Here is a 13,640-nt window from a genome sequence, read left to right on the forward strand (position 1 = left end):
GCTGCTCGACTACGTTTGGCAGCGTTTTCCGGACACAGTCCGAAGATCCGGGGGAGTGCCCGGCATTCATGCCGGCGACACATCGAGGAGAAATGTGAGTACACGCAACGACCACGGCGCGATATCGGCCAACGAGAACGCGGCGTCCGGTTCCGGCCGGACCGCGTCGCGGCTGCCGCGACGCACCCTGCTGAAGGCGGCCGGAGCCACCACGCTCGTCACCGCGGCGGGTGCGGCCGTCGCGCGGCCTGCCGCGGCGGCGGAGCTGAAGGACTTCGACGTCATCGTCGTCGGCGCCGGCCTCGCCGGGGTCACCGCCGCGCGCGAGCTGAAGGCCCAGGGCAAGCGCGTCCTCCTGCTGGAGGCGCGCAACCGCATCGGGGGACGGACCTGGACCGACACCTACCTGGGACAGCAGATCGAGCGCGGCGGCGCCTGGGTCGACCCGCTCCAGCCGTACGTGTGGCGGGAGCTGACCCGCTACAAGGTCCCGATCGTCGCCGACGCGGGGGTCGAGCGAAGCATCCTGCCCACCCTCGACGGGTTCCAGGAGTACGACCCGGCCGAGGCGTACGCCCGCCAGAAAGAGCTGTTCACCCCGTTCTTCGAGGACGGCAACCGGGAGTACTTCGAGCGCCCCTACGAGCCCCTCTACCGCGAGGACCTGGTGCGCAGGCACGACGGGTTCTCGCTGCGCGACCGGCTCGACCAGCTGACGTACGCCCCTGACGAAGAGATCCGGCTCACCAGCACGACCTCGCTGTACGGCGGCTCCAGCAAGCGCGGCGCGCTGACCCACCTCACCCAGTGGTGGGCGCTGTCCGGCTGGAACTTCGACGGCTTCCACGGCGTCAACACCTACCGTCCGAAGGACGGCACGGTCTCCCTGCTCAAGGCCATCCTGACGGAGGCGGCGCCCACGCTGCGCCTGAACTCCCCGGTGGCCTCGGTCGAGCAGGACGGCAGCCGGGTCCGCGTCGTCACCCGCGCCGGGGAGCATTTCGTCGCACCCGAGGTCATCATGGCCGTACCGGTCAACGTGTGGAAGACGATCCGGTTCACCCCGGGGCTGCCGGAGGCGCACCTCACGGCCTCCACCGCGGGCATCGGCGTGCCGCACGAGAAGAAGCTGTGGCTGGACCTGAAGCAGCCCGCCGACCGCTTCGTCGCGGAGGCCCCGGAGGGGCACCCGATCTGCATCATGGGCCGCTTCGACGTGGGCCAGCCGGTGGTGGCGTTCAGTGTGAAGGACACCTTCGACGTACGGGACGGCAGGCAGGTCGAGGCGGCGGTGAAGGACATCCTCCCGGACGCCGAGTTGCTCGGCTACACGGCCCACGACTGGCACGCGGACGAGTTCGCGCTGGGTGTCGGCGCCTTCCGCCAGCCGTTCCAGCTGACCCGGCTGCACCGCGACATCCAGAAGCCGCACGGCCGCGTCAAGTTCGCGGGCGGCGACATCGCCGACGGCTGGAGCGGCTACATGGACGGCGCCGTCGAGTCGGGCATCCGCGCGGCCGGCGGCAAGCTCCTGACCGCCACTGAGATCAAGCATCTGACGAGCGCGGCGGCCCTGCGGGCCCCGCAGGTCGACCGCCGGCTGTACCGCTCGATGTCGGCGTTCTGACCCGCGCTCCCGGCCCGGTCTCCCCCCGATCTGCCGACGGTCTACGGGCGGTCTTCGGAAACCGGCGCCGCATCACCGGCAGCGGACTTCGGTCCGCTGCCGGTTTCAGATCTCTCACGCATTCCTTTTACGCCCGCGGAATTCACCGTGGCCCGAGAAACGCGAGGATAAGGTCAGGATCATGAGCATAGCTTCGGATACTCTCGCAAAGGATCCGGCGGAGTCACTGTTCGCCTGGTTCCGTTCGATGCTCGACACCCAGCCGGTGTACCGGGACCCGGAAAAGGGATGGCAGGTGTTCGGTTACGCCGACATCTCCCGGATCCTCGCCGACACGACCACCTTCTCCTCGGACACCGCCCACGCGTTCAATCCACCGCAGCCCGATCTCGACTTCTTCGACATGGGCAACCTGGTGACGACGGACCCGCCCCGGCACCGCCAGCTCCGCTCGGTGATCAGCTCCGTGTTCACCGCACGGGCCGTGACCGGGCTGACGCCCCGGATCGAGAAGATCACCAACGCCCTGCTCGACGGGGTGGGCGGCGCCGACCGCTTCGACCTGATCGACTCGCTGGCCTACGCCCTGCCCATCAACGTGATCCTGGAACTGCTGGGCCTGCCGGTCGAGGACGAGCCGCTGTTCCGGGTGTGGGGCGAGGCCCTCGGCACAGTGGACGCCGCGACCGTTCCCCCGGAGCAGCTGGAGAACGAAGTCGTCCCGGCGGTACGAGAGATGAACGCGTATCTGCTGGAGCACGTACGGCGGCTGCGCAAGAACCCCACTGACGATGTGCTCAGCAGGCTCGCGGGCGCCAAGGTCGACGGCACGTACCTGGACGACGGTGAGATCGTCGGGGTGACCGGTCTGACCATGTTCGCCGGGCACGCCACCACGATGGCCCTCATCGGCAACGCCGTCCTCCTCTTCGACCGGCACCCGGAGGTCGGGGCCGCGGTGCGCGCGGACCGCTCGCTGCTGCCGGGCGCGCTGGAGGAGGTGCTACGGCTGCGGCCGCCGTTCCCGAGGCTGGCCCGGGTCACCACCGCCGACACCGAGCTGGGCGGTCACACGATCCCCGCCGGGTCGCTGGTGACGCCGTGGATCGGGGCCGCGAACCGGGACGGCTCACGGTTCCCCGACCCGGACCGGTTCGACATCCACCGCACCACCAGCCACCTGGTGTTCGGGCAGGGCATCCACTTCTGCCTCGGCGCGCCGCTGGCCCGTCTTGAGGCGAAGGTCGCCCTGAACATCCTGATGGACCGTTACCGGGACATCGCGGTGGACGAGACCGGCTCCCTGGAGTTCGAGAACCCCAGGCAGCTGATCTCGCCCACTCGGCTACCGGTACGGGTGTCCGGCTGACCTCGGCAGACAGAGGTCCGGCGCGGCGGTCTGCGGGCCGCCCGCGCCGGGGCCGCACCGCTCGTCCCTGAGGGAGGCCGAGCCGGACGCCAGGATGCGGCGCAACTGGGCGCGACGGGCGGCCGGATCGTCACCCGCCCCCTCCAGCAGCGCCTGCAACAGTCCCCCGGCGGCGGTGTTGGGGCCGCCGGCCGTGGTGGACATCAGGAACTCCAGCAGCCGGTCGATGGCCGCGTCGGAGATCGGCTCCAGGGTGAGCGTGAGTCCGTGCCGGATACCGCTGCCCCATTCCGGGCGCCGTTTGAGCAGCTCCGGCCGGGCGGTGGCGATCACCAGCAGCGGCAGCGAGCCCACCGGCGGCGCGAGGTCCTCGACGAAGTCCACCAGGACGTCGTCGGCCCAGTGCAGGTCCTCGAAGACCACCACGAGCGGGCCCCGCCCCGCTATCTCCGCGAGCAGCTGCCGCGACGCGGCCAGGGCGTCGCCGACCGCGACCCGGGTGCTCGCGCAGACCTCGGCGTCGAGGAGCGGGTGCAGACACGTCAGCATCCACTGCCGCTCCTCCTCGGCCTCGACCAGCCGCTCGACGGTGGCGCTGAGCTTGGCCCGTGTCGTCTCGGGCGAGTCGCCCCGCAGGATGCCGCAGCAGGACGCCACCAGGTCGTACAGGACTTCCAGCGGCTCCTCGCCGATGACGGGCCGGCTGCGTACCACCAGCAGCCGTACGGCCTCCGGGTTGGCCGCGACCCGCCGCTCGAACTCCATGATGAACCGGGTCTTGCCGATGCCGGGCTCCCCCAGCACCGTCACCAGATGGGGCGTCGCCTGGTGCCGGGTGCGCTGGAGCAGGCCGCGCAGCACGTCCAGGTCGTACTCGCGGTCGATCACGGGTACGGCGTGCAGGGCGACGTACTCCTGGCGGAAGCCCCCGACCTGCCAGCCGGGCGAGGAGTCGCCGCGGTGGTAGGTGACCGCGAACTCGGTGGCGCGGCGGGTGGCGTCGCAGACCCGGATTTCCCCGGCGGGGGTGAGGGACAGCAGGGTGTGGCACTCGTCGAGGAGAGCGCCGTTGACCGACGGCGGGACCTCGCCTCGGTCGGGCTGGTAGCGGACGAGCGCCTCGCCGGTGGCGACCGCCGCCTGGACGGAGACCCCGCGCGCGGCCGTGGCCGGTCCGGCGGGGCCCGCCGCGACACCGAGGCGGTCGCGGATCGTCATCGCCGCGTGCACCGCGCGTTCGGCGTCGTCCTCGCCGGTGCGGGGCACCCCGAACAGGGCGAGCCAGATGGAGCCGATCGAGGCGGTGACCGTACCGCCGAGGCACTCGACCTCCTCGCGGATGACCGTGGCCGCGTTCTCGGCGGCCTCGTCGATCCGCTCGGGGTCGCTGTCGCCGTCCTCCGGGCTGAGCTGGGCGCGCACGATGAGGACGCTGACGTCCTTGCGCTCGGCCACCATGGTCCGCAGCACCGGCGGTGCGGGCGCCTCCGTGGTCGGCCGTTCGGCGGTCGGCGGCCGGGTGGCCGGCTCCTCCGGAGCCGTGCTCTCCCCGACCCGGCGGTCGCGGGGTACGGCCGGTACGGCGGGGGTCTCCGGCTGCGCGGGTACGGCGTCCCCGCCCGGTACGCCCGGCGGGGCCGGCTCCGCGCGGTCACGTGGGGCGCCCGTCATGAGCAGCTCGATCTGCTGCCGGACGCCGGCCGGGACCAGTGCCGGGTCATGGACGAGAATGGCCTGCTGCAAGGCCTTGAGGGCGTGGCCCGGTTCGAGTCCGAGTTTTTCCACCATTTCGGTGCGGGCGCCCTGGTAAACGTCCAATGCGTCCGTCTGCCGCCCCGACCGGTAGAGCGCCAGCATGAGTTGTCCGAGCAGCCGTTCCCGCAGCGGCTCGGTGGCAACCGTCTTCTCCAACTCGCCGAGAATGCGGTGATGATGACCGCATGCCAACTCGGCCTCGAAATAGTGCTCCAGAGCGTCCAGCCGGGCGTTCCTGACAGAAGTCAGCTCGGGCCAGTCAATTCCGGTTTCCACCAGGTCCGCCAACACCGGTCCCCGCCACAGGGCCAGTGCGTCCCGCAGCAGCAGGGAGGCGTTTTCCGGCGATCCCGCCGCCAGTTCCGCGCGACCCTTTTCGACCAGACCCCGGAAGTTGTGGAGGTCCGTCCGGTCGGGCGCGACCCGCAGCATGTAGCCCGGGGCCTGGCTCAACAGCTCCACACAGCCGGCGTCGCGCTCGACCGGGGAGAGCGCCCTGCGCAGTCTCCACACGGAGTTCTGCAGTATTTTCCGGGCCGACTTGGGCGCCTTGCCGACCGGCCACAACGCCTCTATCAACTGACTGCTCGCCACCACCCGGTTGGTGTTCAGCAACAGAAACCCGAGTGTCGCACGTTGTCTCGTTCCGCCCAGTCCGACCAACTGGTCGCTGCAAACGACCTCTAATGGTCCCAGCATTCGAAACCGCATCGCTTTCCCCCATTACAAGATTCCTCAAGTTCTTGCAAGCGATCGCCTTCGAGGCCCCTTGCAGGGGCATGCCCAGGTGTCAGTCGTGCCACCCCCGTGCCCCCCGCCTCCGCAAGTCGACGCGCCGAGCCGCTCACGAATACCTGTCCACAAGTGACACACGAGCCTCGTCTTCCGGTCAAGTTTTCTCAGGAAGCGGGCCGTTTTATGGCCGGATCCAGGCGGCTCACAGACTCCGCACAGACGAAGGCCGGTGGGCGATGCCGGCGGGTGGTGGTCCGCCCCCGTCAGCCGGCGCGGGTGGGCAGCAGTCCGCGGATCAGGTCGATGACGTCCCCGGCATGGTCGTTGAGGAAGAAGTGACCGCCCGCGAGCACCCGGATGCGGAAGTCGCCCGAGGTCTGCTCGCCCCAGGTTCGGACCTCCTCGACGGTCGCCTCCGGGTCACGGTCGCCGGTGAGGGCGACCACGGGACAGGACAGCGGCCGGCCGGGGGTGTCCTCGTATGAGGCGAGGGCCCTGTAGTCGCCGCGCAGCGCGGGCAGGATCAGCTCCAGCACTCCCGGGTCGTCGAGGACCAGGGCGTCCGTGCCGCCCAACCCGCGTATCCGCCGGACCAGTTCGGCGTCACCCACTGGCCACTCCCGGTTCCTTCCCCGGGCGGCAGCCGGTCCGCGGCGGCCCGACACGACGAGCAGTTGCGGCTCCTCGCCGGGCCGCCGGGCGAGCCGTACGGCCACCTCGTACGCGAGTGAGGCCCCCATGCTGTGCCCGAGCAACGCCCGGGGACGGTCTCCCCTCGGGCCCAGCGCCTCGGCGATCAGGTCGGCCAGCAGATGCAGATCCTCGACCGGCGCCTCACGCAACCGGTCGAGCCGTCCCGGATACTGCACGGCCGCCACGTCCACGGTCGGAGCGAGTGCGCGAGCCAGGGGCTGCCAGTAGGTGGCGGAGCCGCCCGCGTGCGGGAAGCAGACCAGTTCGCACTCCGCGCCGCGGCCGGGACCAGTAAGCGCGTTCTCCGCCGATGGGAAGCGTCGAAACCAGACGTTCCGTTGTTGGCTCACCTCGACCAGCTCCACGTTTCCGCCCCCAACGGCCTCTTCACAGCGCCTGCTTCGCGGCGCCTCCGCACCTCACCAGACATCCAAGGGACCTCTCGAACGGGTTCGCGCATCGTCGATTCACGCGCATCGTCGCATCCCCGCCTCACATCCCGCCCGGCATTTCTTCACCATCTCCCCCCACCTCCCCTGTCCTGCCCACCCCGCACCGCGATCACGCCGACGCCACCGCACCCGTACACCACATGTGGTCCCACCCCGAACTCACGCACGGCCGCGTGAGCGGCTTGCGGGCACCAGAAAGCCCCAGGTCAGCGACTATCTGACCTGGGGCTTCTCGGAGCCGCCTTCGGGATTCGAACCCGAGACCTACGCATTACGAGTGCGTTGCTCTGGCCATCTGAGCTAAGGCGGCGCGCTGTCCGCACTATGGTGCGATCAGCAACGTCGGTAAGTCTACACAGTTTCCGGGGTGCTCCGTACCAGCCCCTGAAGCACCCCGGAGACAGCCCGGAGACATGACGGGGGCACCCCGGAAGGGGATCGTGATCAGGCCTGTGAGCAGCGCTTTCCCCGGGTGGGAGGGGTGCCGTCGAGGAGGTAGGTGTTGATCGCGGAGTCGATGCACCGGCTGCCGCGGCCGTACGCCGTGTGGCCGTCGCCGTCGTACGTGAGGAGGCGTCCCGAGGACAGCTGGGAGGCGAGGGCGCGGGCCCAGTGGTACGGGGTCGCCGGGTCGCGGGTGGTGCCGACGACGACGATCGGGGCCGCACCCTTCGCCGCGATGCGGTGGGGGGTGCCGGTGGGCATCACCGGCCAGTACGCGCAGCTCAGCGACGACCAGGCGAGAAAGCGGCCGAAGACCGGGGAGGCCTTCTCGAAGGCGGGGAGCGCCCGCCGCGCCTGCTCGGGGGTCGAGAACGCCGACGGGGAGTCCAGGCAGTTCACGGCGGCGTTGGCGGACATCAGGTTCGCGTACTCGCCGTCCGCGCCCCGCTCGTAGTAGCCGTCCGAGAGGGCGAGCAGGCCGGAGCCGTCCCTGTGGTCGATCGCCCGGGTGAGGGCCTGGCGCAGCCGGGGCCACGACTTCTCGTTGTACATCGCCGCGACCACCCCCGTGGTGGCCAGGGATTCGCCGAGGGCACGGCCGCCGGAGTCTCCGGCCGGGATGGGTTTCGCGTCGAGCCGGCCGAGGAATGCCTTCAGTTTCCTGCCCGCTTCAGCCGGGGTCGCGTCGGCGCCGCCCAGCGGGCAGTCCCGCTGCCGCACACAGTCCTTCGCGAACGAACGGAACGCCGTCTCGAACCCCGCCGTCTGGTCCTCGTTCAGCTTGCGGGCGGGCAGGGACGGGTCCATCGCGCCGTCCAGGACCAGCCGGCCGACGCGCTCGGGGAACAGCTCCGCATACGTCGCGCCGAGGAACGTCCCGTACGACGCCCCGACGTACGTCAGCCGCTTGTCGCCCAGCACCGCGCGCAGGATGTCCATGTCCCGGGCGGCCTCGACCGTCGAGACATGGCGCAGCAACCGCGGGGCCTGCGCGCCGCAGCCGTTCGCGAACTCCTTGAAGGCGGAGACCAGTTCGTCGGTCTCCCGCCGGTCGTCGGGGGTGAAGTCGGTCTGCGTGTACGCGTCCATCCGGCGTCCGCTGAGGCATTCGACCGGCTCGCTGCCGGCGACACCGCGCGGGTCGACGGCCACCAGGTCGTAGCGGGCGCGGACCGCCGCCGGGTAGGCGATGCCCGCGTACGACCGCAGGTAGCCGACGGCCGCGCTGCCCGGTCCGCCGGGGTTGAGCAGCAGCGAGCCGAGACGCTTGCCGGGGCCGGTGGCCTTCTTGCGGCTGACGGCCAGCCTGAGGTCGCCACGGCCCGGCGTGGCGTAGTCGAGTGGCGCCTTCAACGTGGCGCACTCGAAGCCGCGGCCACCGCAGCTGCGCCAGGTGAGCTTCTGCCCGTAGTACGGGGTCAGAGCCGACGGTGTGGCGCCGGGCAGCGCATGGAGCGCCGGTGTTCCCGATCTCGCCGTGGTCCCCGGCGTCGTGGTCCCTGTCGCCGTCGCCCTTGTCGCCGACGCCGCCGATGTCGAGCTGCCCAAGGAGCAGGCCGAGACGAGCAGCGCGGAGGCGAGGAGGAATCCGGTGGTCGTACGCAGGGAACGCAAGGTACGCAGCGTTCGGTTCCGGCGGTCCGGACGAGCGTGGGGCCGAGCGTGGGTGGTCGTGCCGCTGGAGGGCAACCGGGGGCAGCTCCTGATGTGCATTACGTGATCGTAACTCTGCGCTACGAATTGGTCACTGTTTGCGAGGTGTGTGGCAGCGGCTCGTAAGGGTGACGGCTGACGGCTACGACGCGCCGGTCCGCCACATGGGGCCGAACCACAGGCTCAGCCCGCCCGCAGCGCCATCGTCATCGCCTCCACCGCCAGCAGGGGGGCCACGTTCCGGTCGAGGGCGTCGCGGCATGCGGTGATCGCGTCGATGCGGCGCAGTGTGGACTCGGGTGTGGTGTCGCGGGCGAGGCGCTCCAGCGTGTCGTGCGCCTCGGTGTTGGCGAGGGCCACGCGGGAGCCGAGCTGGAGGGCGAGGACGTCGCGGTAGAAGCCGGTGAGGTCGGTCAGGGCCAGGTCGAGGCTGTCGCGCTGCGCACGCGTCCGCCGGCGCTTCTGCTTGTCCTCCAGGTCCTTCATGACGCCCGCGGTGCCGCGCGGCAGGCGGCCGCCCTGGGACGCGCCCAGCGCCGCCTTCAACTCCTCGGTCTCCTTGACGTCGAGCTCCTCGGCGAGCTGCTTGGACGCCTCCGTGGCGGCGTCGACCAGCTCCTGTGCCGCCCTGAGGCAGCCGCCGATGTCCTCGACGCGTAGGGGCACCTTGAGCACGGCGGCCCGCCGCTCCCGCGCGCGGGGGTCGGTGGCCAGACGGCGGGCGCGGTCGATGTGCCCCTGCGTGGCGCGGGCCGCCGCGGCGGCGACGTCGGGCTCGATGCCCTCACGCCGTACGAGCATGTCGGCGACCGCGTCCACCGAGGGTGTGAGCAGACTCACATGGCGGCATCGGGAGCGGATGGTGGGCAGGACGTCTTCGAGCGAGGGTGCGCACAGCAGCCAGACCGTGCGGGGGGCGGGCTCCTCGACTGCCTTGAGGACCGCGTTGGCCGACTTCTCGTTCAGCCGCTCGGCGTCCTCGACGAGGATGATCTGCCAGCGGCCGTTCGCCGGTGCCGTGAACGACTTGCGGACGGTGTCCCGCATGTCCTCGACGAGGATCTGCGAGCCCACGGCGGCGACCGTGGTGACATCGGCGTGGGTGCCGACCAGCGCCGTGTGGCAGCCGTCGCAGAAGCCGCAGCCGGGGGTCCCGCCCAGCGCGCGGTCCGGGCTGACGCACTGGAGGGCGGCCGCGAAGGCCCGCGCGGCCGTGGTGTGTCCGGCGCCGGGAGGGCCCGTGAACAGCCAGGCGTGGGTCATCTTCGACGCCTCCGGCGGCGGCGCGTCCGCGGCGGCCGCGGTGACGATCGCGTCGGCATCCCGGGCGGCGGCTTCGAGCTGCGCGCTCAGCCGCTCCTGGCCCACCAGGTCGTCCCACACGGGCATGCGGCACCGCCCCTTCCGTCACGCTCTGCCTTGCCGCATCCCATTGTGCGCGAGGCCACTGACAGCCGGGTCCGGACCGCGACCGGCGCCGCCGTCCGCCCCGGCCCGAGCGTCATCAGCGCCGCCGTCCGCCCCGGCCCCGGCCGCCACGGCCCCCGCCGCGCCCGTCGTCGTCCCGGCTGTCGGTGGCCCCGTCCTCGTAGCCGTCGCGCGGCCCCAGCAGTTCGTCGGCCAGGGTCGGCAGGTCGTCCAGCGGGGTCTCCTCAGCCCAGTCGGGCCGGGGGCGGCGGCGCGGGGCTCCCTCGGCGTCCACCTGGGGCAGCTCGCGCGTACGGTCCTGGGGGCCATCGAGCGCCGAACGCTCGTCCCGGAAGAAGCCCGACGGCACCCGGTCCGCCGGAGCGGCACCCTCCTCCCTTACGGGAGGAAGCACGGTGGTCTCGTCCCCGGCACCCGGAGGCACCGGCGGCTGCGGCAGTTCGGTGGTGGTCTCCGAGTCGGGGCCACCGGGCCGTATGACCGGCGGCAGCACGGCCGTCTCGTCCACGGGTCCGCCCGACGGGTTCCGCGGGGACACGACGGGCGTGGGCACGGTCACCTCGTTGTCCGGCGAGGACGTCGGGGACGAGGTGGGCGTCCCCTCGGAGGCCCACTCCCGCGACGCATCCGCCCCGGCAGCCGCAGAGCCACCGCCAGGAGCCGCGGAGCCACCGGCAGCACCACCAGCACCAGCGGCACCGGCCGCACCGGCCGTCCTCGACGCCGTCCCGGCCGAAGCCGCGGCCGCGGCCTCCGCCGCCGCCCGTGCCTCCTCGGCCCGCAGCAGCGCCTCCTCGGCCTTGCGCTGCTTCTCCAGACGACGCGCCTCGGCCTCGGCCCGCAGCCGGGCCTCCTCCTCGGCCTGCCTGCGGCGACGGTCCTCCTCGGCCTTGCGGCGCGCTTCCTCCTCGGCCCGCGCCTTCTCCTCCGCGAGGAGCCGGGCGCGCTCCTCCTCGGCCCTCCGCCGGGCTTCCTCGGCCCGCTGCCGGGCCTCCTCCGCCTGCCGCTCGGCCTCGCGCCGCTGGGCCTCCTCCAGCTCGCGCTGCTTGCGTTCCTCCTCCTCGGCGCGCAGCCGGGCGAGCTCCTCCTGGCGCTCACGCTCCAGGCGCTCCTCCTCGGCCTTGCGGCGCGCCTCCTCCTCGGCCTTGCGGCGCGCCTCTTCCTCGGCCTTGCGGCGGGCCTCCTCCTGAGCCTTCACCTCGGCCTCGGACAGCGGCAGCATCGTGTCGAGCCGGTGCCGGACGACGGTGGTGACCGCCTCGGGCTCCTGGCCCGCGTCCACGACCAGGTAGCGCCCCGGGTCGGCCGCGGCCAGCGTCAGGAAACCGGACCGCACGCGCGCGTGGAACTCGGCCGGCTCCGACTCCAGCCGGTCCGGCGCCTCCGTGAACCGCTCGCGGGCGGTCTCGGGCGAGACGTCCAGCAGCACCGTCAGATGCGGGACCAGTCCGTTCGTCGCCCAGCGCGAGATCCGCGCGATCTCGGTGGGCGACAGGTCCCGGCCCGCGCCCTGGTAGGCCACCGACGAGTCGGTGTACCGGTCCGAGATGACGACGGCGCCCCGTTCCAGGGCGGGCCGCACGACGGTGTCCACGTGCTCGGCGCGGTCGGCGGCGTACAGCAGCGCCTCGGCCCGGTGCGACAGTCCGGCCGACGACACGTCCAGGAGGATCGACCGCAGCCGCTTGCCCACGGGCGTGGCGCCCGGCTCGCGGGTCAGCACGACCTCGTGCCCCTTGGCGCGGATCCACTCCGCGAGTGCCTCGGCCTGGGTCGACTTGCCGGCCCCGTCGCCGCCCTCCAGGGCGATGAAGAAGCCCGAGGCGGCCGGGGCCACCTCCGGGTCGTCCCCGCCGCGCAGCGCGTCCAGCAGGTCGTGCCGCAGCGGAACCCCGGAACGGTCGTCCACCTTGGCGAGCACCAGCGCGGCCACCGGCAGCAGCAGCGCGCCCACCAGCATCAGCGTGAAGGCGGCGCCCCCGTGCGCGAACACGAACCTGCCGTTTTCCAGCCGGTGCGGCCCGATCAGCGCCGCCAGCACCGGGGCGATCACGGCGCTGAGCGCCACGAAGACCCGTACGACCGCGTGCAGGTGCTCGGTCGTGCGCGTCCGGCGGGAGTCCTCGGTCTCCTGGTCCAGCAGCGCGTGACCGGTGTTCGCGGCGATGCCCGCGCCCACGCCCGCGAGGGCGAGGATCAGGACCACACTCGTGAGGTCCGGTACGAGCCCGGCGGCGAGCAGCGCCACGCCGGTGGAGGCGATCGCCAGGGCGAGCAGCCGGCGCCGCGACAGCGCGGGCAGCACCGACGGCGCCCTGCGGATGCCCACCACGACGCCACCGGTCAGCGCGAGGACCAGCAGCCCGTAGGTGACCGGTCCGCCGCCCAGGTCCTTGGCCTGCAGCACGGCCACGGCGACCGCGGCGGCGACGGCGCTCGCGACGGACGCGCAGGCGAGCACGGCGATGGTGATCGCGCCGGTACGGCCCTTGTCGACGCCCGTGCCCGTCTTGGGGCGGCGCAGACCTTCCAGCGGCGACCGCGCGCGCGGGGTGCGCGTGTCGGGCACTTCGAGGAAGACCAGGACCGAGAGGGAGGCGGCGAACAGCCCGGCCGCCACGTAGGAGGCGAGTGCCGCCTGGTGCTGGCCGAACCAGGCGATACCGGAGCCCAGCAGGTTGTTGAGCAGCGAGATCACGACGAGGCCGCCCGCGGCGAGGGGCACGGCCACGAATCCCGTACGCAGGGACAGGCGCCGCAGCGCGTCCATGTGGTCCGGCAGCGGGCGCACGGTGGCGCCCTCCAGTGGGGGCGCGGGCAGCAGCGCGGGTGCCGCGCTCTCCCGGCACACCGTCCAGAAACGCTCGGCGACTCCGGTCACGAAGGCGGTCACGAGAAGGACAGCGAGCGCGTTGTCCGGTGTCCAGTCGATCCACAGGGGGGCCACGAGCAGCAGCGCCGCGCGCAGTCCGTCCGCGCCGACCATGGTCCAGCGGCGGTCGAGCGGGCCCTCCTGGGACGTGAGCGAGGTGAGCGGTCCGAGGAGGACTGCCCCGAAGAGCAGGGTGGCCAGTAGGCGTGCCCCGAAGACGGCGGCCACGCACAGGGCGACCCCGCGATAACCACCGCCGAACGAGCCCTGGGTGATCGCCGCCTGGAAGGCGAGGAGCACGAGGACCAGCAGCGCGAGGGCATCGCCCACGCCGCCCACGAGCTGCGCACTCCACAGCCGCTTGAGCTGCGGTTGGCGCAGCAGGGCGCGGACGGCGCGCTCGCGGGAGTCCGCGACCAGGGCGTCGTCAGGGGACGGGTGGTGGGCCGTTGGCTGCTCGGCTCGCGTCATCTCTCTCTTCCGTCCGGAGAACCGTCGCATCCCTCTACTGGGCGATGGTACGCGGGCTCTCCGTCACGCCAGTTCGGCCAAGTCCGGACAACCGGGCCTGCCGCCGGATCGGCGGGACGTCTCGTCTGTGGAGTTGGTGCG

7 protein-coding genes and 1 tRNA gene are annotated in these 13,640 nt (G+C 72.2%); 2 read left to right on the forward strand and 6 right to left on the reverse strand.

Annotated elements, in window-relative coordinates; translation table 11 throughout:
• The first annotated feature begins 94 nt into the window (after positions 1-94).
• Both IE262_RS26760 and IE262_RS26765 read left to right on the forward strand, forming a co-directional pair.
• On the forward strand, positions 95-1,627 hold the full coding sequence (locus IE262_RS26760) for a flavin monoamine oxidase family protein (protein ID WP_189877259.1): 1,533 nt from the start codon (positions 95-97) through the stop codon (positions 1,625-1,627).
• A gap of 181 nt (positions 1,628-1,808) precedes the next feature.
• Positions 1,809-2,996 (forward strand): cytochrome P450, encoded by a 1,188-nt coding sequence (locus IE262_RS26765; RefSeq protein WP_134034853.1) that lies wholly within the window; start codon positions 1,809-1,811, stop codon positions 2,994-2,996.
• Here the strand turns inward: IE262_RS26765 and IE262_RS26770 are convergent.
• The 6 genes from IE262_RS26770 to tmk all read right to left on the reverse strand — a co-directional run bounded on the left by IE262_RS26770 (position 2,973) and on the right by tmk (position 13,499).
• Positions 2,973-5,366 (reverse strand): AfsR/SARP family transcriptional regulator, encoded by a 2,394-nt coding sequence (locus IE262_RS26770; protein WP_229877505.1) that lies wholly within the window; start codon positions 5,364-5,366, stop codon positions 2,973-2,975. The two genes, IE262_RS26765 and IE262_RS26770, sit on opposite strands and share 24 nt — an antisense overlap.
• 383 nt (positions 5,367-5,749) lie before the next feature.
• Positions 5,750-6,538, reverse strand: coding sequence for a thioesterase II family protein (locus tag IE262_RS26775; protein WP_229877523.1), 789 nt, complete (start codon positions 6,536-6,538; stop codon positions 5,750-5,752).
• 329 nt (positions 6,539-6,867) lie between these two features.
• Positions 6,868-6,941, reverse strand: a tRNA-Thr gene (locus IE262_RS26780).
• A gap of 134 nt (positions 6,942-7,075) precedes the next feature.
• Positions 7,076-8,788 (reverse strand): alpha/beta hydrolase, encoded by a 1,713-nt coding sequence (locus tag IE262_RS26785; RefSeq protein ID WP_189877265.1) that lies wholly within the window; start codon positions 8,786-8,788, stop codon positions 7,076-7,078.
• A gap of 123 nt (positions 8,789-8,911) precedes the next feature.
• On the reverse strand, positions 8,912-10,117 hold the full coding sequence (locus IE262_RS26790; protein ID WP_134034841.1) for a DNA polymerase III subunit delta': 1,206 nt from the start codon (positions 10,115-10,117) through the stop codon (positions 8,912-8,914).
• A gap of 115 nt (positions 10,118-10,232) precedes the next feature.
• Positions 10,233-13,499, reverse strand: coding sequence for a dTMP kinase (tmk, locus tag IE262_RS26795; protein ID WP_189877267.1), 3,267 nt, complete (start codon positions 13,497-13,499; stop codon positions 10,233-10,235).
• Positions 13,500-13,640: the final 141 nt, after the last annotated feature.

Source organism: Streptomyces bluensis, from assembly GCF_014650715.1.
GTDB lineage: Bacteria > Actinomycetota > Actinomycetes > Streptomycetales > Streptomycetaceae > Streptomyces > Streptomyces bluensis.

Excerpts from the sequence above, each read along its gene's own strand:
- IE262_RS26765 (WP_134034853.1), top strand. The coding sequence starts at position 1,809 with ATGAGCATAGCTTCGGATACTCTCGCAAAGGATCCGGCGGAGTCACTG.
- IE262_RS26785 (WP_189877265.1), bottom strand. The coding sequence starts at position 8,788 with ATGCACATCAGGAGCTGCCCCCGGTTGCCCTCCAGCGGCACGACCACC.
- IE262_RS26790 (WP_134034841.1), bottom strand. The coding sequence starts at position 10,117 with ATGCCCGTGTGGGACGACCTGGTGGGCCAGGAGCGGCTGAGCGCGCAG.
- tmk (WP_189877267.1), bottom strand. The coding sequence starts at position 13,499 with ATGACGCGAGCCGAGCAGCCAACGGCCCACCACCCGTCCCCTGACGAC.